Here is a 23,748-nt window from a genome sequence, read left to right on the forward strand (position 1 = left end):
GCACTTTAAAATAAAGTTATTCACCTAATTTACTTTTTTTGATTCGATGTTTTTAATAGTTTAATTGAATTTTCCAATCCCAAGAATTTATTTAAACATCCCTATCGTTAATATAATTTTATTGATCACGACCATTCCTATATCATTTTCAGTAACCTATTATTCATCCTAAATAGAATTGCTATATTTAAAGTTGAAAACGCACTATTATGAATCTTGATACATCCCATCTATCAAAACGCATACTTTCTATAGACATTCTTCGTGGACTTGTGATGATTATTATGGCACTTGACCATACACGTGATTTTTTTCACATTGAGGCCATGACAGCAAATCCGCTCGATCCGCAAACTACTACAGGTATATTGTTTTTTACCAGATGGATTACTCATTTCTGTGCTCCCATTTTTGTTTTTCTTTCGGGTTTATCGGCTTATCTATCATCACAAAATAAGAGTTCGGAAAAAGCAGGTGGGTTTCTTTTGAAACGTGGTTTATGGTTGATTATAGTTGAAATTATTATCATTTCCCTCGGATTAACTTTTAATCCCTTTTATAATTTCGTGATTTTACAAGTGATTTGGGTAATTGGTTGGAGCATGATTTTGCTGGGTTTATTAAGTAGAATCTCTCGTAATGCGGTGCTAATTATTGGTTTAATTATAGTTTTCGGACATAATATTTTTAATCTGTTTCCGGCACCTGAAGATGAAAGTTTAGGTTTGCTTTTAAAGGTATTCTTCACCGCCTTTGGCACTGTTGTGCCCTTATCTAGTACGCATTTACTTGGTGTTTTCTATGCCATTTTACCTTGGACAGGTATTATGTTTATCGGTTATGGCATTGGTAATTGGTACAGCAAAGGCTATGATGCCATTGAAAGAAAACGAAATCTCATTATTTCGGGCACTTTGTCCATTTTCCTATTTATGTTTTTAAGATTTATTAATCTTTATGGCGACCCAGCCCCAAGAAAGGAATATCATGATGCGTTTAAAAATTTACTGTCGTTTTTTAATGTAAGTAAGTACCCACCATCTTTACAATATACCTGCATGACTATCGGTGTAGCCCTTCTGTTTTTGGCTTTTACCGAAAAGATGAAAAATTGGTTTAGCAGGATATCATCGATATATGGCGCTGTTCCATTCTTTTATTATGTTATCCATTTTTATTTACTGCACACCGTTTTGGTAATTGCTTTTTTCGCTACAGGTTTTACAAGTAATCAAATTGTTCAAATTCCATTTTGGTTTCGACCTAATGAGTTTGGTTTTAACTTAAGCATTGTTTATTTAATCTGGATTGCTGTTGTGGCCATGCTCTATCTTCCTTGCAAATGGTTCAAGGGCTATAAAGAAAAACATAATCAATGGTGGTTGAGGTATGTTTAAGGTTTAAGTAAATTCCATTTTTGAAAAACCCATTTTTATGTTTTACATTATGGTTAAATTGCCACAAATATAGGCAAGGAAGAATTGTAAATATTGTTGCAAAGACGCTCAGGGTTGCAATTACAATCGCTATAAAAACATCGTTTCGGTAGGATGATTATCTTAAAGGAGATTGCTTCGTCGTGCCTCCTCGCGAAGACGTTCAGGGTGTAAAGATGAAGTACAAATCAACAAAAAAACCGCTGGCTTTCGCCAACGGTTTAACATAACAATAGGGATGATTTTTGAAATGTTATTTTTTTGGTTTGGCGCTCATGTAAAATGTAAGCTTGCCACCATTCGTAATATCAGCATGATTGATTTGATGATTGGTAATCTCTTTACCATTCAATAACACTTTTTGAACATAAACGTTTTTATCGCTTTGCTTAATTGCTTCAACCGTGAAAGTTTTGCCATTCTCTAAGTTAATTACCGCATTGTTTACCAGCGGGCTACCTAACGAATAAACATCAGAGCCTGGCGCTACCGGGTAAAATCCCATGGCAGAAAACATATACCAAGCACTCATTTGTCCGCAATCATCATTTCCTCCCAAACCATCGGCAGTTGGTTTGTATTGCATATTTAAAATGTGGCGAATTTGTGCCTGGCCTTTGTATACTTCATCTGTCCAGTTGTAAAGATAAGCTACGTGGTGCGCTGGTTCATTTCCGTGAACATAACCACCAATTATACCTTCGCGGGTAATATCTTCTGTATGTGCAAAAAATTCATCCGGCAGGTGCATACTAAATAATGAATCTAATCGAGCTGCAAATTTTTTCTTTCCACCCATTACCTCAACCAATGAAGTTGGATCATGTGGAACGAAGAAGCTATAATTCCAGCTATTTCCTTCAATAAAACCTTGTCCTTCCGTATCTTTCGGATCAAAAGCTTTTTTGAAAGTTCCATCGGCTAAACGAGGACGCATAAAACCAGATGCCGTATCGTAATTATTTCTCCAATTGTTTGAACGTTTAATAAATTCGTTGTAAACATCCATGCGATTTAATTTCTTTGCCAATTGTGCAATTGCCCAATCATCGTAAGCATATTCCAAAGTATTCGAAACCGAAACACCACTTCTTTCGGCTGGGATGTAACCTTTGTCCATATAGTAACCTATACCTTCATAATCGCGGTGTTTAGCCGTTGTAACACAAGCATCTAACGCTTTATTCGCATCACCATTGTAAATTCCTTTGATAATGGCATCGGCTAAAACAGAAACACTATGATAACCACTCATGCACCAGTTATCATTCGCATAGTGCGACCAAATTGGCAACATTTTTAAACTACTTTGATCATAATGCGCTATCATCGATTTTACCATATCATTACTTCGGCTTGGCTGCATAATATTAAAGAAAGGATGCAAAGCCCTATAAGTATCCCAAAGTGAAAAGGTTGTATAGTTAGTAAAACCTTCTGCCTTATGAATGCCTTGATCTAATCCCTTATATTCTCCGTTTACATCGGTATAAGTTGTGGGATTAATAAAAGAGTGATAAAGTGCTGTATAGAAGTTAATTTTATTATTGTTAGAAGTATTAACCTGAATTTTGTTCAATTCTTTGTTCCAGGTATTCTGTGCTTGGGCTTTTACTTTATCAAAATCCCAACCTGATATTTCAGCACGCATATTTTGAAGCGCATTTTCTTGACTTACAGGCGAAAGGGCAAATTTTATTTTCACCTTCTCTCCTTCTTGCGTATCAAAATCAAAATACATTTTCAGCTTTTTACCAGCAATTTCGGGGAAGTTTTGATCTTGATTAAATTTACCCCAAAAACCTCTGTAAGCCTGTTTTGCATCATAACTTTTACGTCCATAACTTTTAAAAGGTTTAGAGAAACTCATTGCAAAATAAACCGTTCTGGTTCTTGCCCATCCATTAGTTTGGCGATAACCGGTAACTAAAGTATCGTTAACTACACGAACATAAGTCCACACGGTTTTATCCTCGTAATTATAAATCCCTGCCATCAAATCCAAAATTATATGCGATTGATCTGATTTTGGAAAAGTATATTGGTGCATTCCAACTCTATCCGTTGCGGTTAATTCGGCAGTTATATTATCGTCATCCAATTTTACTTTGTAATAACCAGCTTCTGCTTTTTCGTTCGCATGCGAATATGCAGAACGGTAACCACCTTTTGGATTATCTGCAGTGCCTGGGTTTAATTGCAATTTACCTTGTGTGGGCATGATTAAAAAATCGCCTAAATCTGAATGACCTGTGCCACTAAAATGCGTATGGCTGAAACCTGTTATTGTTTTATCTTCATATTTGTAGCCTGCACAATACTTATATACATCGCCATTATATTTTCCATTTACTTCGTAAGATAACGTGTCTGTTTCAGGACTCAATTGCACAGCACCAAAAGGAACGGTAGCTCCAGGATAGGTGTGTCCCATTTTAGATGTGCCAATAATAGGCTTAACATATTGAACCAAATTCTGCTGTGCCGATGCTACAAAAGCAGACAATAAAAGACAAGGCAGGATGAATTTCTTAATCATATTATTTAAAAATTGATGTTTGATTTTTTGAAGATTCTAAGGTATTAATTAAAAAACTAATCTGCATAAAAACTTTAACTAAATCGTTTAATCAACATAAAAAATACAAAAAAGTACAGGGTGATGAAGATGATTTGGAAAGCAATGTTCAGTGCATTTAGGTAATACCCGTCCTGCTCTCTGCTTATCCCGATGAAAAATCGGGAATCGCTGACGATCAGGTTTAGTTTAGAAAGGTTTATTCATTAAATCCGTTACTGCTTTTTACAAGGAACTGACTTGCATTAAATAATTTCAGATAAATAAACCTTATTTTTGCATCCTATTAAAACAAAATGAGTAAACACGGTAGAATTCTGGTTGCCATGAGTGGCGGGGTTGATAGTTCGGTAGCGGCTGTAATGTTGCATGAGCAGGGTTATGAAGTTATTGGCTTAACCATGAAGACTTGGGATTACGCAAGTGCAGGAGGCAGCAGTAAAGAAACTGGCTGTTGCTCTTTAGATAGCATCAATGATGCACGTACCTTGGCCGTAAATTACGGTTTTCCTCATTATATTTTAGATATTCGTGATGAATTTGGCGATTATGTAATCGATAATTTTGTTGATGAATATTTAGCTGGAAGAACACCAAATCCATGCGTATTGTGCAATACGCACATTAAATGGGAAGCATTATTAAAACGGGCCAATAAATTAGATTGTGAATTTATTGCAACAGGGCATTACGCAAATATTCGCCAGCAAGATAGTGGGCGTTATGTGATTTCAAAAGGTAAAGACGAAAACAAGGATCAATCTTATGTGCTTTGGGGAGTTTCGCAAGAAAACCTATCACGAACTAAATTCCCCTTAGGCAGTTTCGCTAAATCCGATATCAGGCAGATGGCTTTGGATATGGGACAGGAAGAACTGGCAAAAAAATCAGAGAGTTACGAAATCTGTTTCGTTCCCGATAATGATTACAGGGCATTTTTGAAACATAAAGTTGAAGATTTAGAAGATAAAGTTGCTGGTGGAAACTTCATTCTAAGTAATGGGATGGTTGTTGGTCAGCATAAAGGTTATCCATTTTACACTATTGGCCAACGCAAAGGTTTAGGTGTAGCTTTTGGCGAACCAATGTTTGTTACTCAAATTTTGCCAGAAAGCAATACCGTTGTTTTGGGTAAAGCCGAAGAATTGGAACGCAAAGAAGCATTGGTTCGTAACATCAATTTAATTAAATACGCCAACATCGAAGAACCAATGAATGATGTGATTACTAAAATTCGTTACAAAGATGCGGGTATGTTAAGTACAATTGTTCAGGAAAAAGATAGAATGCGTGTGGTTTTTGATCATAATGTTTCAGCAATTGCACCTGGCCAATCGGCGGTGTTTTACGAAGGAAATGATTTATTAGGTGGTGGATTTTTAGTATAATTAATCTGCCCCCTTAATATCAACATAAACATTGTTGTTTTCCTAAGAGGCATTCTTATAAAGAAGTTATTATATTATGCGCATAGAGCGACTGCTTTACCGAAAAGTCGAATAAGCAGTCTTTTTATTTATTGTAGCGCCTTTAATTATTTTAAAAATTTGTTACTGCTCTTCGTAGTGGTAAGTTAAGCCGCCATCAACAGTATATGTAGATCCTGTAACATAGGCAGCTTCATCCGAAGCCAAAAATGCAACAACTGCTGCAACATCATCTACTTTCCCCATTCTGCTCATAGGAATGTTATCCAAAACTTTTGCCAGCTGTTTTTTATTATTTAATAAATCTTTATTTATAGGTGTGGTAATAGCACCCGGCGCAACGTTATTAATTCGGATGTTTAAAGGAGCCAACTCACTGGCTAAATTTCTGCAAAGCATTTTTAAACCACCCTTGCTGGCACAATAAGCTGCAAAATGCGGAAAAACAATTTCTTCATGAACAGAACTCATATTTATGATTGTGCCAGCTTTTTTATTGCTTTTACAATATTTTACAAAAGTTTGAATGCCAAAGAATACACCTTTTAAGTTGGTATTCATTACCAAATCATAGTCATCTTCGGTCACATCCCAAAAATCAGCTTTCGTTTCCAGGCCTGCATTGTTTACCAAAATATCTAAAGAACCAAATGCAGCAATTGCATCATCAACCAGCTTAATTACTTCTTTTGATTTACTTACATCAGCTGCTAAAAATTTAGCCTTTCTGCCCATTCCTTCAATTTTAGCAATTAGTTTTTCTCCACGTTCATCAAACTTGCGCCCGTTCAATATTATATCTGCACCTTCTTTGGCTAATCTTAAAGCACAGGCTTCACCTATTCCCTGGCTGCTTCCTGTTACCAATGCTACTTTATTTTCAAAACGATTCATCTTAAATAATTTTAATATTAAAGTTTATTTCTGTAATAATGTTTTAAAAGAATGATGATTATAATAAGAAGACAAGCGCAGAAATATTGATTAATATGTAAAGGAGTAGCATTTTCATTATAAAAAATAGTTTTCACGGCGCTTTTTTATATTTTTAGACGTTGAGATCTACCTGTTTTTTCCAAGCGAACATAAGTTTTGTTCTGCATGCAATTAAGTGTTTGATAATCAACATTTACTATCAATCGCCTAAACATTTCTAAATTTTAGAAATGCGAAAAATTTAAAGATGAGTCAACAAAAAAACTACGATACAGAATTTTGCGGAAATCTAGCCATCCATCAAACCAATTCCATTCAAGATTTTGGGTATCTTTTAGTTTTGGATTCCAAAACATACAGTATCCTTCAAGCCAGTGAAAATGTGAATGAAATAATTGGTTGCAATGTTAAAGAATGCATATCAATCGGTTTTCAGGAATATTTGCTACCAGATGATTTTAAACATTTCAAAGCTGAAGTAAATAAAGGATTGAGAAATCGTTTACCATTTCAGTTTTCTTTACAAAAAGGATCGGTTACTGAACCCGTAAATATATTGGCTCATGTTAAAAAAGATTTCATCATTCTTGAAATAGAAAAAGTAGATAAAGAACCCGAACACAGTTTTACTGAAGTTTTTCAAGGTGTAAGATCTTTCATTTCTACATTAGAGAGTACAGATAACTTGCAGGAGGTTTGTGAGGCCAGTATAAAGGAAATAAGAAGAATTGCCCGCTTTGATGGCATTCGAATGTATCGTTTTGATAAAGATTGGAATGGAACCGTGATAGCTGAAGAAATTACGGGTGAATTGGATAGTTATTTAGGGCAAACCTTCCCAGCATCGGATGTACCAAAACAAGCCAGGGCGCTTTACCTCAAAAATCCATTTCGCTTAATCCCCAACAGGAATTATAAAACGGTTAAACTTTTCCCGGTAATTAATTCCGTTACCAATGGATTTTTAGATCTTTCTGATTGTAATTTACGCAGCGTAGCAAATGTGCATTTGGAGTATATGGCCAATATGAATGTTACCGCTTCCATGTCTATACGTATTATTGTAGATGGCGAATTGTGGGGTTTAATTTCTTGCCACCATGTTACAAGCAAATATTTAAGTGTAGAAAGCAGATCAATTTTTGATTGGTTAAGCATGGAAATCTCTTATCGCATTTCTTCAATAATCAAACATCAAGAATTGCTGGATAGCACGAAATTATTACAGCAAAGAAGCGAAATTGCTGAATTAATTTATGCAGAAGATGATATTGTTAAAGGAATATTTGCAGATGCAAACCAAAACCTGCTTTCGTTGTTTAATGCTACTGGAATTGCACTGAGTTTAAATGGTAAAATTAAAACGCTGGGCAATGTTCCAGAAATGGATGAACTTGAAAATTTAGTACTGTGGCTTGAAGGTAAAGGAACAAACAAAGTATTTTACAGTGAAAATTTAGGGGAAATTTACGAGGAAGCAAAGGCTTATCCGCATATTGCAAGTGGTCTGTTGGTAATTCCGATTGATCCTGGAAAAGGAGAATTTTTAATTTGCTTAAGGCCGGAAGTGATTCAAAATATAAAATGGGGCGGTGATCCAAATCAAGCTATAAATTTTGAAAAGGATGGCTTAAATTATCATCCGAGAAACTCTTTTAAACAATGGCTACAAACCATTTACGGACAATCAGAAGATTGGAAAAAAACTGAAATTGATATTGCAGAATCTTTAAGGAATTTCTTATTTGAATTCAGGGCGAAACAAATTTATAATTAAACAAATGAGTGATCAAGTGATAAAAGAAACTTCAAAAAGATACGATAAATATATTGTTGCAATTGGAGCTTCGGCAGGTGGTTTGGAAGCTATTCATGAATTTTTTGATCACATGCCCTCAAATGCAAGTTTTTCATTTGTTGTTATTCAGCACTTATCATCAGATTATAAAAGCCTTTTGGTTGAGTTGGTTGCCAAACACACACACATGAAAGTTTTTGAAGCAGCCAATGATATGGCTATTCAACAAGATTGTGTTTACATCATTCCCAATAATAAATTAATGACGGTAAGCCAAGGCCGATTAAAGCTGGCAGACAAATCGGTAATAAAAGCACCTAACACTGCTATCGATCATTTCTTATACACTTTAGCAACAGATAAAAGAGAAAAAGCCATCGCCGTAATACTTTCTGGTACGGGCACAGATGGAACAAAAGGCATTCAAGCCATAAAAGAACATGGCGGTATGGTAATCGTTCAGGAGCCATCGACAGCAAAATTTGATGGAATGCCAAATAGCGCCATAGCTTCAGGTAATGTAGATCACGTTCTTGCAGCTCCTGAAATGCATAAGGAACTTTTTAATTATGTTAACGAAGAGCCAGTTCAGGTTTTAGAAAATGGTAAAATAAACGAAAAACTTTTAGATGAAATTTTTAAAATGGTTCATCTGCAAAGTGGTAACGATTTCAATTTATACAAAACGCCAACAATAATTAGAAGAATTGGCCGCAGGATGAATGAAAACAATGTTAAAACACTCGATCAATATGTTGCTTTATTGAAAAAAAATCAAAAAGAAGTAGCGGTTTTAGGTCAGGATTTTTTAATTGGTGTGACCAAGTTTTTCAGGGATAAAGGTGCCTTTGAAGCTTTCGCCGATCAGATAAAAGTTATTATAGATCAAAAAATTAATGGAGACACTTTAAAAATTTGGGTTTGCGCCTGCAGTACAGGACAAGAGGCATATACCATTGCAGTAATTGCCAACGATATTATAGAAAAATCGGGTAAGAAAATTGAGATTAAAATTTTCGCGACTGACATTGATGAGAAAAGCATTGAAATTGCTTCCAGAAATCAGTATCCTTCCAGTATCAATAAAGAAATTCCCTCAAAATATTTCAAGAAATACTTTGCTCAGGATGGACAATTTTATGGTGTTATTCCATCGATTAGAAAACAAGTAGTTTTTGCAAAGCACGATGTAATTAAATCTCCTCCATTTATCAAAAACGATATGGTTACCTGTCGTAATATGCTTATTTATGTAAACAGCGTATTACAGGAGAAAATTTTATCCATATTTCATTTTTCATTGGTTTCTGGTGGTTATTTAATGTTGGGTTCCAGTGAAACTGCTTCATCATTAAGAGCAGGTTTAACAGAAATTTCCAGCAAATGGAAAATTTATCAGAAAACTGGAATCATAAATTATTCAACCTATAATACTTATAATACAGAATCTAGATCAGTTTCCAGTCAAGAAAAAAAACTTAGTGCTACCGATTTTGCCATCACTCCTATTGAGAAAAGTTTTAATACTTTCTTAACGAAAGACTTAAATTATGTTGGCGTTTATATTGATAAGTCTTACATCATGCAAGATGCAATTGGCGATTATCGACAATTTCTTTCATTGCCTGAAGATAAAATTGAGCTAAATATATTGAAGATGGTGCCGAAAGAAATTTCGATCATTTTAAATACAGCATTAAGAAAAGCCTGGAAAGATAATAAGGTTACTCACCTCAAACGTGTAAGGTTTGCAACAAGAAATAAGGAAACCTATTTGAATATTTCAGTACAACCTGCTGATGAAAGAAGCAGCAATGGGTTTACCATGATTGTTTTTGGGGAAAGTACGCTGGAAACTATTCCCGATAAAGATGATTTGGGAATGGTAGCTTTTCATGATGGAGACCAGAATGAATATATTTTTGAGCTGGAAGCCGAACTCAATGAAACCCGAAACAACCTGCAACTTGCTGTTGAAGAGATGGAAACCACCAATGAGGAACTTCAATCTACCAACGAAGAATTGCTTTCTGCCAATGAAGAATTGCAATCGAGTAACGAAGAATTACAATCTTTAAACGAAGAATTACATACGCTGAATACCGAACATCAGGTAAAAATTAAAGAGTTAATTGAGTTAAATGATGACTTAGACAATTATTTCAGAAGTACCGACATTGGGCAAATTTTTGTTGATTCAGGTATGTTTATCCGCAAATTTAATGCAGCTGCCATTAGCATGGTGAATTTGATAGAGGCTGATATTGGTAGATCGATCGAGCAAATTTCGAATAACATAAAAACCGATAATTTAAATTTCGATATCGATTCTGTAATTAAAACAGGAAAAATTATTGAAAAGGAAATTCAAATCAAAAATGGCCATAGCAGCCTGATGAGAATTATGCCTTATCTGCGAAAAGATAAAAAAATTGATGGCGTAGTCATCACTTTTGTTGATATATCGAAACTTACAGAGTTAAGCAACATTATAAGTGGCGTATTTAATGCAAGTTTAAATGGTGTAATGGCATTTAAGGCGGTGCGAAATAAACAACATTTTATAACTGATTTTGAGTGCATATCTTTCAATGAATCTTCGTTAAAAATTTTAAACAAAAAAGAGAAAGAGCTTATTAATGGTAAAATGCTCGAGAATTTACCTGAGATAGCCGAAGGAAATTTATTAAGTAAGTATATTAATGTTGTAGAAAAAGGTACATCATTACAGTATGAAACCAAATTAACGGATAAGATCTGGATTGAAATTGTTGCGGTGAAAATGGCCGATGGTTTTGCTGCGACTATTACCGATATCACAAAACAAAAATTAGCAGAAGAAAAACTTAAGCGAAACTATAACGAATTGCTTGGTACCAGAGAAAATTTAAAGGAACTGAACACCGAACTCGAGCAAAAAATACTCGAACGTACGGTTAAGCTTTCTGAAAGTGAGGAACGTTTCAACTTGGTATCTCAAGCTACTAACGATACGATATGGGATTGGGATTTAGCTAATAATACCATGTGGCGAAATGATAATTTTGCCACCATGTTTGGTTATGATAACAATCCTGCCAACCAAAACATTTCTTTTTTCTTCGAAAATATTCACCATGAGGATAGAAAAAGGGTGAAAGATAGTGTTTATGAAGCCATTAATAATTCTGAAACACAATGGACTTCGCAATATCGACTGAAAAAAGCAGATGGTGATTATGCTACGATTCTTGATCGTGGGAGCATTTTATTGGATGATAACGGCATTCCTTACCGCATGGTTGGCTCTATCTTAGATATCACAGTTTTGATAGATACGGAGACCAGACTAAATTCGACAGAGAAAAAATTCAGAAAAATATTCGATTCGAATGTGATCGGGATGATTTTTTCGGATGTTCAATCTGGTAGAATAGAAACAGCCAACAAAGTATTTATTGAAATGCTGGGTTACACCACAAAAGATTTGGAAAATGGCTTAATTAGATGGAACGATATTACGCCACCAGAGTTCTTGCCCATCAGTAAAATATCTGCTGATTTAGTAAAAAATGAAGGTTTCTGCCCACCATTTGAAAAACAATACATTACCAAAGCAGGTAAAACTATTGATGTATTGGTTGGATCGGCAATTCTGGATGATGAAGATGGCAAGGATGCTGTTTCATACATTATCGATATCAGCAAGCAGAAACATAATGAAAAGCGAAGAAATGAACTTCAGAAACTGATTAAAAAGCAGCAGGATGAGTTTTATAGCATTTTCAAAAAGGCACCAGCTTTAATCAGTATCAGAAGAGGTAAAGATTTAGTTTATGAATTTGTAAATGAAGCTTTTATCCAATTCGATGGTGGAACCGATTATATTGGTAAAAAACAACTCAAAGAAGGATCGCAATTTGATACTGAGGAATTAATCAGTATCGAAAAGAAGGTGCTTCAAACTGGTGAAACATTTATTGCCAACTCCTTTAAACTTCAGCAAAAAGACAAGCAAACTGGCAAAATAAAAGACAGTTGGTTTGATATTATATTAAATCCGGTATTTTCTGATAATGGTGCAATTGATGGTGTTGCATTTTTCGGTTTTGAAGTAACCGATTTGATGATTGCTCAAGAGGCTACAAAAAACCTCATGAACAAGAAAGATGAATTTATGAGTATTGCCAGTCATGAATTGAAAACGCCTATTACCAGTATAAAAGGTTATTTACAATTTGCTTTGAAAATGGCCCAACAAGAGAAGTTTGAGCACATTTCAGGATTTATTGATAAGGCGACCAAACAGATTGGAAAACTTACATCATTGGTAGATGATTTATTAGATGTAACCCGCATCCAGGCCGGAAAAATGGTATTTACTTTTACCAATTTCAACATTAATGAAGTTATAGAAGAATCTGCTGATGGGCTACAAGGGAGTTTAGGGAAACATTCTATCACCATGCAACTTGAAGATGGACTTATGGTTTATGCCGATAAGAATAGAATTGAACAAGTGGTTTCCAATTTCCTATCCAATGCACTTAAATATTCGCCTCACTCTAATGAAATTATCATTAAAACCGAAAGGAATGAAAATGTTTTAAGAGTTTCGGTACGTGATTTTGGTATAGGTATCCCTAAAGATAAAACTGAATATATATTTGATAGATTTTTTAGGGTTGAAGAATCATCTCATTTATTCTCCGGGTTGGGATTAGGGCTTTATATTTCTGCTGAAATTATAGAGCGCCACAAGGGTAAAATCGGCGTAAATAGTGAGGAAAATAAGGGTGCAGAGTTTTGGTTTGAGATACCAATTTAAATTAACTAACGATTACTGATCTTCGAGTTCGATATCATCTAGCGAACTTTTGCCGGCTTTATTTGATTTTTTTACCACGGTGAAAGTGCCATTAAGTTCCATAACAACAGCCTGAACATCGTCCATTTTATGCAATCTATACTTCCTGATTTCGGCGTAAATTTCCTCCTTGGTGATCACCTCTTTATCCATGGCCTCATCTATAAAATTGCCATCATAAAAAACCAAAGTTGGCGTAGAATTGATAATTTTTTCTAATTTGTGAGATCTCTTTGCCAGCAAAGCAAGCGTATATTGCAATAAAATAATCACTATTAAACCAGCACTACCTTCTACCAGCGGCACTTTCTTTAAAATCATTGATGATAAAGTTGAACCTAGTGTTACGGTAACAACAAAGTCGAAAGCATTAAGCTTTGCGAGCGTTCTTTTTCCAGAAATCCTGATAAATATGAATAGTGCTATGAAAGAAATTACAGCGCAAATGATGACATGAAATACGGAAGTCCAATCCTTAAAAAATAAATGTTCCATCTATTGGCCTAGCGCCACATTCTCCAAAGCGGTAAATCATTAGAGGCTATTTCGTTATTAATTTCATCCCAAAAAGCCCTGCTGATATCATTAATACCAGCAACAGTTCTATTTTGTTCTTTGCTTGGTGAATTAGAAGTTGATTCGCCTTCCTGATGATTGGTGTAGTGGTTCTCGTTATTAATGTCCATAGCTAATACGTTTTGAGTTGTATTTTTAACAGTAACAACGCAGAAATGTTTATAATCATTCGAATTTATCGTGTAAAATTCTTGAAAGATTATATTACAATGTATCTAAAACAGGGTTATTTAAAATAAAAAAAGCACCGAAATTCGGTGCTTTTAAATTTGAATTCAAATATGTTTTATACTAAATCAAAACGATCCAGATTCATTACTTTGGTCCAAACTGCCACAAAATCATCTACAAATTTTTGTTGCGAATCTGAACTGGCATAAACCTCGGCAATTGCTCTTAATTCAGAATTTGAGCCAAAAACAAGATCAGCACGTGTAGCAGTCCATTTCGGTTGACCAGTTTTGCGGTCGCTTCCCAAATAAACTTCTTTATCATCAGATATTGCTTTCCATGCGGTGTTCATATCCAATAAATTTACAAAGAAATCATTACTTAACTGACCAGGCTTCAAAGTTAAAACGCCATTTTTAGATCCATCAAAGTTTATATCCAAGGTTCTTAAACCACCTAACAACACAGTTAATTCTGGTGCTGTTAAATTGAGTAAATGTGCTTTATCGATTAATAATTCTTCAGTCGAAACGGTAAATCGAGTTTTGCTATAATTTCGGAATCCATCAGCCTGTGGCTCTAAATATCCAAAAGATTCTACATCCGTTTGATCTTGAGAGGCATCCATACGGCCAGCAGTAAAAGGAACTTTGTTTGTATATCCCCCTTCAATTATGGCTTTCTCAACCGCAGCAGATCCAGCAAGTACAATTAAATCGGCAATAGAAACTTTCTTCCCATCTAACTGTGATCCATTAAAATCATTTTGAACAGTTTCTAAAACCGCTAATACCTTTTGCAATTGTGCTGGATTATTTACTTTCCAATCTTTTTGCGGTGCCAAACGGATTCGGGCACCATTCGCTCCACCACGCTTATCAGATCCACGGAAAGTTGATGCTGAAGCCCAGGCTGTTGATACCAATTCAGCAATACTTAATCCAGATTGTAATATTTTAGATTTCAGTGATTCGATATCTGATTCAGTTACCAATGCATGGTTTACTGATGGAATAGGATCTTGCCATAATAATTCCTCTTGTGGAACATCGGAACCTAAATAACGGGCAACCGGTCCCATATCGCGATGGGTTAATTTAAACCACGCCTTAGCAAAAGCATCTGCAAATTGATCTGGGTTTTCTAAAAACCTTCTTGAGATCTTTTCATAAGCAGGATCAAAACGCAGAGAAAGATCTGTGGTTAGCATGGTAGGCTTATGCTTTTTCGAACTATCAAAGGCATCTGGAATAATATCCTCGGCATTTTTTGCTACCCATTGATGTGCACCAGCCGGACTTTTACTTAACTCCCACTCAAAACCAAATAAGTTCTCGAAAAAGTTATTGCTCCACTGTGTTGGAGTTGTGGTCCAGGTTACTTCCAACCCACTGGTAATGGCATCCTTTCCTGTACCAGATGCAAAGCTGTTATGCCAACCAAAGCCCTGGCTTTCAATATCAGAAGCTTCAGGTTCTTTACCAACATGATCTGATGATGCAGCTCCATGGGTTTTACCAAAAGTGTGTCCACCGGCAATAAGCGCAACAGTTTCCTCATCATCCATAGCCATTCGTCCAAACGTATCGCGAATATCTTTAGCCGCTAAAATTGGATCTGGATTGCCATCAGGCCCTTCAGGATTAACATAAATTAATCCCATTTGAACCGCAGCAAGAGGCTTTTCTAAATTACGGGAATGGGTATCGCCATCTGCATCATCGTCACTCACTAAAACTCCGCCTTGTTCTGTTACACCTTGCGAGCCATGTGCATAACGAACATCGCCTCCGAGCCAGGTTTTTTCCGAGCCCCAATACACCGATTCATCAGCTTCCCAAACGTCTTCTCTTCCCCCTGCAAAACCAAAAGTTTTAAATCCCATTGATTCTAGTGCAATATTACCTGCAAGTATCATTAAATCGGCCCAAGAAATTTTGCGACCATATTTTTGTTTGATTGGCCAAAGCAACCTTCTGGCCTTATCCAAACTTACGTTATCAGGCCAGCTGTTCAATGGAGCAAAGCGCTGTAGACCCGCACCGGCACCACCTCTTCCATCTCCTACGCGATAAGTTCCGGCGCTGTGCCATGCCATTCTGATAAATAGACCACCATAATGACCAAAGTCTGCTGGCCACCAGTCTTGAGAATCAGTCATCAAAGCGTGTAAATCTGTTTTAACAGCTCCCAGATCTAAACTTTTGAATGCTGCTGCATAATCAAAATCTTTATCCATTGGATCAGATAAAGAAGAATGTTGACGTAAAATATTGATTTTTAATTGATTCGGCCACCAATCGCGATTTCGAGTACCGCCACCCCCTACATTTTGTTTCATGCTGCCATTGTGAAAAGGGCACTGACTGATGTCGTTTGAGTCTTTTTCCATTATTATAATATTTTAAGGTTGAACAGTTGGGCTATCTTTTGTGTTTTGATAGTATATAAAAGTAAAAGTTTGAAAGGGATATTCCCAATCATTTAATTCTATATTTTGATAGGCAAAATCTATTATCCTGATAAAACATTTTCTCAAACTTTAATTTTTCCTACCTGTTATTCACACTATGAAAGATATAAAGAAAAATGAAGTAGATCTTAACAATGAAAGATCAGACCAGGAAGAATTAAGCCAAAAGGCTTTGGGAAACACAGCTCTGGACGAGCATCCAGAACAAAACAACACTGATATTTTAAGTACACCAAAAACTTCAGGAACGGGTTCAAATCCTGCCGGGGCTGCACCAGAATCTCTTATTGTTCACGAGGACAAGGAAGGTGATGAGAGGTATGAACAAGGTACAGATAAATCGATTTAGGATATATTTAAACACCTATCATCATTTTTACTTTAGTTCGGCATGGTAGGATAATTTTTTCTCTACATTTAGTTTATTATGAGAAAAATTATTCTAACCTATGTATTTTTCTTTGCGCTTCATGCCAGCGCACAAGAATCAAAAATCGAGTTATCAGGATTCAAAAAGAATGGATCTGAAGTAAGTGTCGATAAAAAAGTAATCACCTTAACCTGGCCAGCTGGACATAACTTAACAGGTAAAATGTTAATTGATCTGCAAAAAGATCATCCCATGTTCAAGAGTGTTTTATTAGGAAAAAACAAAGTTTTCAAGGAAATTGGATCCGATTTGGATCCAGCATTTGTACTCACTATTGGAAAGCGCTCTTTAAGCCCTTCAAGTGGCGGCTGGGATGTTTTTTTTGATCGTGTACCAAAAAAACCATTTCACTCATATCCTGTAATAATCAATAAGCAAAACGCAAAAGTAATTACCAAAGGACAACAAACTATCGTAACTATTGATGGTGTGAATGCGGATCGATTTAAAGGAAATATTGAAATCACTTTATATAATGGGAGTCCGCTATTTAATGTTGCCGCAGTAATGGCAACCGAAGTAGATTCGACCGCAATTCTTTATGATGCCGGACTAGTAAATAAAAAAGCCATATGGAAATCAATGGCTTGGGCAAATGTTCAGGATGAGCTACAACATTCGGCACCAACGGCAGCAGATACAAGTCGTAATCTGGAAGTGAAGTACCGTACAATTATTGGAGAAAATCCTGGCGGAAGTTTGGCATTATTTCCGGCACCGCATCAATATTTTTATCCCCTGGATGAGGCTTTTAATTTAAAGTTTACCTGGTATGGAAATAACTTCCATAAATTAATTCCTGGCTTTGGAATGGGTATTCGTCAGGATCCTTATGGCGATAACCGATATGTGCCATGGTTTAATGCGCCTCCGAAAACGCAACAACGACTAAATTTTTTCTGTTTGCTCGATTTGGGAAATGCTTCATCTGCATTAGCAGAAGTAAAAAAGTTTACTCATGATGATGCTTACAAACCTGTTCCCGGATATAAAACGATGGCCACGCATTTTCATAATGAATTTATATCGGATGTTGTTCTGGCCGGAAAACCTATTCCAGCAAAACCAGAATTTGTTGATGTGTTAAAAAAACATGGATTGGATATCGTAAAACTGGCAGAATTTCACGGGCCAGGACATCCGAAAGGTCCTGATCCTGATCGACTAAAAGAACTGACAGCTTTATTTGAGCAAACAAAAAGATTATCGGATGATAAGTTTCTACTACTCCCAGGCGAAGAAGCCAATAATTTTTATGGTGGTCATTGGTTAGCCTTTTTTCCAAAGCCTGTGTATTGGGTAATGTCGCGAAAAGACAATGAGCAATTTGTAATGACCGACCCAAAAATAGGCAAGGTTTATCACGTTGGCAACAAAGCAGAAATGTTGAAGCTTTTGGAATTAGAAAAGGGTTTAGCATGGACAGCACATGCCAGAACAAAAGCATCAACAGGGTATCCTGATGCTTACAAAGACGAAGATTTTTTTAAATCAGAAACTTTTCTTGGAGCAGCCTGGAAACCTATTCCTGCTGATCTTTCTATTCCAACGCTTAGTCAACGAGTACTGAAATTAATGGATGATATGGCCAATTGGGGCTTGAAAAAACATGTTATTTCTGAAGCAGATATTTTTACAATCACGCATCAGAACGAAATGTACGCTCACCTCAATGTGAATTATCTAGAAATGGATAAAACACCAAAGTATGAACAAGGTTGGCAAACAGTATTGGATGCAATGCGTAATGGAAAGTTTTTCGTTTCAACTGGGGAAGTTTTGATTCCTTCATTTAATATCAATGGAAAAAAATCTGGGGAAACGTTAAGCTTAACTAACAATGGCGATGTTAAAGTAAATATAAATCTCGACTGGACTTTTCATATGAACCATGTCGATATCGTTTCTGGTGATGGTAAGGAAATTTATCGTGAGAGAATTGATTTAACTAACACTCAAGCTTTTGGCAAGAAAAGTTTTAGCTGGCCGATAAACCTATCTGGGCGCAAATGGGTTAGAGTAGAAGCCTGGGATATTGCAACTAACGGGGCTTTTACACAAATGATATGGCTTGAAAAATAATGTTATAAAGGATTAGAAATAAAAAAACCTCTATTGAATCATATATTCAGTAGAGGTTTTTTGTTATATAGGGATGCCGGGCAAGCGTTTGCTAATTTGGTGTCGGAATAATTTTATTAAACCCAATAATATGTGAGGCTTTACCATCTGCATCATACACCGGTTTGCCATAAGCACGCAGCCAATGCAATGAACCATTAGGCCATTTCACCATATATTCTGCCTGATAAATGCTGCCATTGAGAATAGCTTTATCTACAGCTGCTTTTACCGAACTTCTAAATTCTGGCATTATTGCATTAAATAGATCTGGATAATCAAAATCCTCGGAAGTTTCAAATCCATAATTTTGCTTCAGTCGACCATTGGAATTCATTTTACCAGTAGAAAAATCGACAATCGTATATCCCATTCCCGTATCTTCAATTGCATTTAGAAGCACTTGATTTGATTCTTCCATTACCTGCCGCGAAAACACACGTGCAGTAACATCATCAATCATAAACATAATATTGCTTTGCTCATCCCCCATGCGGCCAACCGGCTGGAGAGAAATATCAGCATAAATGTGCTTTGTCTCGTTGTTTGTATTAATAAGCAATTTCGATTCTTTAACGGCATAGGCTTTGGATTGCTGATGAATCTGATCAAGCAATTCGCCAAAACCCTGTCCATCAGCACTTATAATCAGTTCATCAAGTGATCTTCCCTCCAGTTCGCCCACTCCAAATGCATTTTTCATGGCCTCATTTGCTTGCCAAATATTTTTATTCAATGCCGAACAGATACCCATAGCAATTGGCGCATGTTTAAAAATCATTTCATAGCTATCCAAAACACCCTCCAAAACGATGTTTGCATCAGAGATGGCATCCTGAAAGTTTTTCAAATGTGATACCTGTTCTACCGCTTTCTCATTTTGAGATAACAACTGTTCATTCTGGAGACGAATCTGTGCATCATCGGATGCAATTAACCATAAGGCCATCCGATCTGTTGTTACCCTGGCAAACTGAATCAATAAATCTTGTTTTTTTAATACAGGTTCAGGATTTTTGTCATCCATTAACCAAATAGAGCCTATATTATAACCCTCTGAAGTTATCATGGGAACACCGGCAGTGTAGTAAATAGAATGATCGAGCAAAGTTGACAATTCATGAATTTTATCAGCATCTTTAATAATGGTAATTGTGTCTGCTGGTAGCAATTGACTGATAAAGTTATCTGAACGCGGAATTGAACTATCTACTGATATTCCGATAGCCGCTCTTATCAAAATCTGGTTCTCATCAATAAGTGTAATGAGGCAGATGGGCATATCAAATGCTTCACAGGCCAGTTTCCCGAGCTTGTCATAACCATGTTCTGTAGGACTGGAAATCATTTTGTATTGCCCTATTGTAGCCAATCTAACGCTTTCCCCATCAAGAGGCCATAATTGATCGATTTTCATTGAATTCTATATTTGATAATTTGCATTCAACAATATATCCATTAGCGGTCGGACCATTAGTCAATTGCTAAAATAAATCTAACATTATTTCAGCTAAATATAAAATAGCATAGCAAGTCTTTATTCATTTTGAATTTAAATTTTAAATACCAACTTTTCGCATCGAAGATGGCCTGATGAGTAAGTCTGAAGAAAGTATAACTGTGTTCGTGTAATGTTCTAAGCCGTCTCCTTCAATTTGACTCAACAGTATTCGGGCAATATTTTGTCCCATTTCAATCCCAGGGTAATTAATTGTTGTGATCTGTGGATCGGTGATTCTCGAGGTCAGGTCGTTATTAAAACCAACAATGGCTATATCATCGGGCGCCGATAAACCATTTTCCTTTAAAACAGTAAGCACAAAGGCGGCTGAAGTATCATTTGCAGCAAAAAGTCCATCAGGCATTGTATCAGATTTACGGATGTAGTTTACAAAAGCCTCCCGAACTGAAAATTCGCTCATGTCGTTAGATATCAAAAGTTCAGGATTATATAAGAGGCCATTATCATCAAGCGCAGCCTTGTAACCATCAAATCTATCCTTATAAACATCTCTAAGCAAATTACCAGTAAGGTGAACTATTTTTTTACAGCCCTGTTCAATTAAATGAGTGGTTGCTTTATAGCCTGCACTAAAATTATCAATCATAATTCTTGTTGCGGGAACTGCATCTGTAGTGCGATCGAAGAACAGGATGGGGATTTTTCTTTTAGTGAAGCGGGCAAAGTGACTCATATCTTGTGTATCAGCTGCCAGGGAAACAACTAAAGCATCAACCCTGCTGTTGAACATCGTTATTGCATTTACTTTCTCTCTTGCTTCTTGTTCTAATGATTGGCCGATAATAAGATTATAGTTAGCATCATTTAAAATACGTTCCATGCCCGATAGTACAGATGAGATGAAAAGACTATTCAAACGCGGTACAATCACCCCGATAGTATTACTCCGCTGTTTGCGTAAATTGCTGGCAAACTTGTTTGACCGGTATCCCATCTTGGCGGCCAGATCCATAATTTTTTTCTTCGTTTTCTGGCTTACTGCAGGATGATCCTGCAACGCCCTGCTAACTGTTGCTGCTGAAATGCCCAGATGATTGGCCAAGTCGTAAATCGTCAATTCCTTTTCTTTCATCATAAATGGGATTTGGACTTATTCATCCAAAAACCTAATTGTTTTTATGCAATATAGCAAACCGTATGCATTCACACACTTGTTCAAGATATTTGTGTATTCACCAAATTAATTTACCTGTTACAAAACATGGTGGACTTAATTGAATACCTTTTTTATAAAGGATACAATATCATCAACCATCAGATCAAACCAAGGCTGGTAAAGACAAAATGAATGCGGGCTATCTTTGAAGGTTTTTAAATCGGTATAAATCCCTTTCTGATCCATGATCTTTTGAAAATCGTTACGTCCTGCATGCATGCGCTCAATAGAACTGTTAAGGAAAAGAAATGGAACTTTATTTTGTTCGGCATAATTAAGTGGAGATGCCTCGGCCCAAAGATCCAGCCGCTGTGTTCGGGGATAGCCCAACCACATCGCAGATGCGTTGATACTATTTTGATTTTGCGCCTCCCATGATTCAGGATGTATAAATGAAAGTGTTCCATCAATATTGATTACAGCATTAACCGTACTTGAATATTTTGTTGAACCAGAATTGCCCTCCAACTTTATGACGCCTGCTGTAACTCCAATCAAAGAGGCGAGCTGCCCGCCTGCAGAAAATCCTAAAATTGCTATTTTGGCGGTATCTATATTGAATCTATCTGCATTGGCTTTCAACCATCTTACTGATGCCTTAAGATCAAAAACTGCAGCCGGGTAAAAAGCTTCGGTTGATAGGCGATATTCAATAGTAAAGGATGCTATACCTCTAGCAGCAAGGCGTTGTGCAAGTGGAATGTGCTGACTCCTATCTCCAGACCGCCAGCCCCCACCATGAACAATGATTACGGCAGGTGTTTGGCATAATTGTGTTGGCAAAAAAGCATCAATATGCAGTTTCCTATCCTTACTTTTACTATAAACCAAATTTCGTTTTTCCTTTACATTTTCTTGAGGCTGATCAGTAACCAATTTAATAAAGGGATATTTCTTTTTATTGGAACGATAGTCACCCTGACTAGAGTAACTGGTATCTCTCACGCCCGTACGCCATGCCGAATTTTGCGCCTGAGCATCGATTGTAAGGAGGAAAAAAAGAAGTATTGCAAAGAATTTTTTCATTAAATTAAATTAAACATTAAGGAGTTAAACGTAGGGATCACTAATATTATTAGGTTCATTTGGTAGACTAAAACTGAGTTCAAATTGAATTTCACCAACTAGTGAGTTTAATCCGATAGAATTGTAAATTAATAAATTCCCGAATAGTTGATTTATTCTGGACTGTACAATTGCTATTTTTTTATAATGCAAAAAGCAGGTTGCTAAGGGTAATACCATTTTTATTCCCGTTAGCAAACCAATGCTGTAAAATAAATTTCAGACTGAATTTATCTGTCTCTCTGGAATGAGTGAAAAATATAAACAATGATTTTAAGGATAAGTATTATGTGTTATTTATTTACACTCAGTGGGATGATTGACATTTCAACCATCCATTTTTCGCACAATGTAGTCCATAATTCGGTTGATCCTGGGTTATTACGCAGGGCGATGGCGTGCCCTCCTTGTGGAAAAACATGCAAGCAACTTTGAATTTGGTTTTCTAATAAAGCCTGAAAAAATAAAAGGCTGTTATGTGGATCTACCGCATTATCATTGAAAGCATCTGCGATAAAACAAATGGGTGTATCTTTATTTACATGCAATTGAGGAGAATATCTATTAATCATCTGGGGACTTGGTTGTTCACCCAATAAATTTTTTCTGCTGCCTTTGTGGGCATATTTGTCCATATCAACCACAGGTGATACCAAAATCATAAAATTGGGACGATAAGAAACAGAATCCAGTGGATCACCGATTTTTACCAAATCACTTGCCGCGGTCCCAGCAAGACAAGCCAGATGTCCGCCAGCAGATGAGCCCTGAATGCCAATTTTGTCCGGCCTGATTCCCCAATTCACAGCATTGTTCCTGATATATTTAATTGCCCTTTGTGCATCCTGTAATGGCGCTTGTTCTCTGTGAACTAAATCTACATCATTCGGCAATCGGTAATTAAGCACAAAAGCAGAAATGCCAAGTATGTTGAACCACTTCGCTAATTGTATACCGCTAATTACATATGCCAGCCGCTCATAGCCACCACCAGGACAAATAACCACTGCTGCTCCTTTATTTTCCTGTTTGGATGGAAAAAAAGCATACATTCCTGGTGTTGCCACACGGTAGATTCGCTCATTGACAATACTATCTTTGCGCTTCAGGCCTTTTGAATTTGGGATTTTACCTTCCGGATATAAGGGAATAAAATCTTGTGCTTTTGCAAGAAATGAAAATACAAGCAAAAAGAAGCACATCATGGTTTTCA

15 protein-coding genes are annotated in these 23,748 nt (G+C 36.3%); 6 read left to right on the forward strand and 9 right to left on the reverse strand.

Going from position 1 to position 23,748, the window contains the following annotated elements; translation table 11 throughout:
* Window positions 1-209 precede the first annotated feature (209 nt).
* Window positions 210-1,397 carry a DUF1624 domain-containing protein gene (locus LUA91_RS06765; RefSeq protein ID WP_231425270.1) on the forward strand — a complete coding sequence of 396 codons (1,188 nt, stop codon included), beginning with the start codon at window positions 210-212 and terminating at the stop codon, window positions 1,395-1,397.
* A 292-nt stretch (window positions 1,398-1,689) separates the two neighbouring features.
* Here the strand turns inward: LUA91_RS06765 and LUA91_RS06770 are convergent, their stop codons facing one another.
* On the reverse strand, window positions 1,690-3,975 hold the full coding sequence (locus LUA91_RS06770) for a GH92 family glycosyl hydrolase (RefSeq protein WP_231425271.1): 2,286 nt from the start codon (window positions 3,973-3,975) through the stop codon (window positions 1,690-1,692).
* A 335-nt stretch (window positions 3,976-4,310) separates the two neighbouring features.
* On the opposite strand from LUA91_RS06770, the gene mnmA reads away from it, so the two are divergent.
* Window positions 4,311-5,402, forward strand: coding sequence for a tRNA 2-thiouridine(34) synthase MnmA (gene mnmA / locus LUA91_RS06775; protein ID WP_231425272.1), 1,092 nt, complete (start codon window positions 4,311-4,313; stop codon window positions 5,400-5,402).
* Window positions 5,403-5,564: 162 nt separating this feature from the next.
* Here mnmA and LUA91_RS06780 read toward each other — a convergent pair whose 3' ends face one another.
* Window positions 5,565-6,335, reverse strand: coding sequence for an SDR family NAD(P)-dependent oxidoreductase (locus LUA91_RS06780; RefSeq protein WP_231425273.1), 771 nt, complete (start codon window positions 6,333-6,335; stop codon window positions 5,565-5,567).
* A gap of 289 nt (window positions 6,336-6,624) precedes the next feature.
* Between LUA91_RS06780 and LUA91_RS06785 the strand changes: the two genes are divergently transcribed.
* Together LUA91_RS06785 and LUA91_RS06790 are read left to right on the forward strand one after the other, a co-directional pair.
* Complete coding sequence (locus tag LUA91_RS06785; RefSeq protein WP_231425274.1) at window positions 6,625-8,154, forward strand: GAF domain-containing protein; 1,530 nt, start codon at window positions 6,625-6,627, stop codon at window positions 8,152-8,154.
* 4 nt (window positions 8,155-8,158) lie between these two features.
* Entirely contained in the window at window positions 8,159-12,982 is a 4,824-nt protein-coding gene (locus tag LUA91_RS06790) for a chemotaxis protein CheB (RefSeq protein WP_231425275.1), read from the forward strand.
* Window positions 12,983-12,994: 12 nt separating this feature from the next.
* Here the strand turns inward: LUA91_RS06790 and LUA91_RS06795 are convergent, their stop codons facing one another.
* The 3 genes from LUA91_RS06795 to katG form a co-directional block, all read right to left on the reverse strand.
* The gene (locus tag LUA91_RS06795; RefSeq protein ID WP_231425276.1) at window positions 12,995-13,516 is read right to left on the reverse strand and encodes a DUF421 domain-containing protein; all 522 of its coding nucleotides are present in this window, start codon (window positions 13,514-13,516) and stop codon (window positions 12,995-12,997) included.
* 8 nt (window positions 13,517-13,524) lie between these two features.
* Entirely contained in the window at window positions 13,525-13,707 is a 183-nt protein-coding gene (locus LUA91_RS06800) for a hypothetical protein (RefSeq protein ID WP_231425277.1), read from the reverse strand.
* A gap of 176 nt (window positions 13,708-13,883) precedes the next feature.
* Entirely contained in the window at window positions 13,884-16,160 is a 2,277-nt protein-coding gene (gene katG, locus LUA91_RS06805; RefSeq protein ID WP_255717757.1) for a catalase/peroxidase HPI, read from the reverse strand.
* 178 nt (window positions 16,161-16,338) lie between these two features.
* Between katG and LUA91_RS06810 the strand changes: the two genes are divergently transcribed.
* Entirely contained in the window at window positions 16,339-16,590 is a 252-nt protein-coding gene (locus LUA91_RS06810) for a hypothetical protein (RefSeq protein WP_231425278.1), read from the forward strand.
* Window positions 16,591-16,668: 78 nt separating this feature from the next.
* The gene (locus LUA91_RS06815) at window positions 16,669-18,753 is read left to right on the forward strand and encodes a hypothetical protein (protein ID WP_231425279.1); all 2,085 of its coding nucleotides are present in this window, start codon (window positions 16,669-16,671) and stop codon (window positions 18,751-18,753) included.
* Window positions 18,754-18,844: 91 nt separating this feature from the next.
* On the opposite strand, the gene LUA91_RS06820 is transcribed toward LUA91_RS06815, so the two are convergent.
* From LUA91_RS06820 to LUA91_RS06835, 4 genes are all read right to left on the reverse strand, one after another.
* Window positions 18,845-20,209 (reverse strand): PAS domain-containing protein, encoded by a 1,365-nt coding sequence (locus tag LUA91_RS06820; RefSeq protein WP_231425280.1) that lies wholly within the window; start codon window positions 20,207-20,209, stop codon window positions 18,845-18,847.
* Between the two features lie 142 nt (window positions 20,210-20,351).
* Window positions 20,352-21,389 carry a LacI family DNA-binding transcriptional regulator gene (locus tag LUA91_RS06825; RefSeq protein WP_231425281.1) on the reverse strand — a complete coding sequence of 346 codons (1,038 nt, stop codon included), beginning with the start codon at window positions 21,387-21,389 and terminating at the stop codon, window positions 20,352-20,354.
* A 135-nt stretch (window positions 21,390-21,524) separates the two neighbouring features.
* On the reverse strand, window positions 21,525-22,496 hold the full coding sequence (locus LUA91_RS06830) for an alpha/beta hydrolase (protein WP_231425282.1): 972 nt from the start codon (window positions 22,494-22,496) through the stop codon (window positions 21,525-21,527).
* Window positions 22,497-22,828: 332 nt separating this feature from the next.
* On the reverse strand, window positions 22,829-23,740 hold the full coding sequence (locus tag LUA91_RS06835; RefSeq protein ID WP_231425283.1) for an alpha/beta hydrolase: 912 nt from the start codon (window positions 23,738-23,740) through the stop codon (window positions 22,829-22,831).
* Window positions 23,741-23,748: the final 8 nt, after the last annotated feature.

Source organism: Pedobacter sp. Leaf250 (genome assembly GCF_920984735.1).
GTDB lineage: Bacteria > Bacteroidota > Bacteroidia > Sphingobacteriales > Sphingobacteriaceae > Pedobacter.

Coding starts and splice junctions, on each gene's coding strand:
- LUA91_RS06780 (WP_231425273.1), bottom strand. CDS start 6,335: ATGAATCGTTTTGAAAATAAAGTAGCATTGGTAACAGGAAGCAGCCAG.
- LUA91_RS06820 (WP_231425280.1), bottom strand. CDS start 20,209: ATGAAAATCGATCAATTATGGCCTCTTGATGGGGAAAGCGTTAGATTG.
- LUA91_RS06810 (WP_231425278.1), top strand. CDS start 16,339: ATGAAAGATATAAAGAAAAATGAAGTAGATCTTAACAATGAAAGATCA.
- katG (WP_255717757.1), bottom strand. CDS start 16,160: ATGGAAAAAGACTCAAACGACATCAGTCAGTGCCCTTTTCACAATGGC.
- LUA91_RS06790 (WP_231425275.1), top strand. CDS start 8,159: ATGAGTGATCAAGTGATAAAAGAAACTTCAAAAAGATACGATAAATAT.
- LUA91_RS06785 (WP_231425274.1), top strand. CDS start 6,625: ATGAGTCAACAAAAAAACTACGATACAGAATTTTGCGGAAATCTAGCC.
- LUA91_RS06830 (WP_231425282.1), bottom strand. CDS start 22,496: ATGAAAAAATTCTTTGCAATACTTCTTTTTTTCCTCCTTACAATCGAT.
- LUA91_RS06770 (WP_231425271.1), bottom strand. CDS start 3,975: ATGATTAAGAAATTCATCCTGCCTTGTCTTTTATTGTCTGCTTTTGTA.
- LUA91_RS06765 (WP_231425270.1), top strand. CDS start 210: ATGAATCTTGATACATCCCATCTATCAAAACGCATACTTTCTATAGAC.
- LUA91_RS06835 (WP_231425283.1), bottom strand. CDS start 23,740: ATGATGTGCTTCTTTTTGCTTGTATTTTCATTTCTTGCAAAAGCACAA.
- LUA91_RS06795 (WP_231425276.1), bottom strand. CDS start 13,516: ATGGAACATTTATTTTTTAAGGATTGGACTTCCGTATTTCATGTCATC.
- LUA91_RS06800 (WP_231425277.1), bottom strand. CDS start 13,707: ATGGACATTAATAACGAGAACCACTACACCAATCATCAGGAAGGCGAA.
- mnmA (WP_231425272.1), top strand. CDS start 4,311: ATGAGTAAACACGGTAGAATTCTGGTTGCCATGAGTGGCGGGGTTGAT.
- LUA91_RS06815 (WP_231425279.1), top strand. CDS start 16,669: ATGAGAAAAATTATTCTAACCTATGTATTTTTCTTTGCGCTTCATGCC.
- LUA91_RS06825 (WP_231425281.1), bottom strand. CDS start 21,389: ATGATGAAAGAAAAGGAATTGACGATTTACGACTTGGCCAATCATCTG.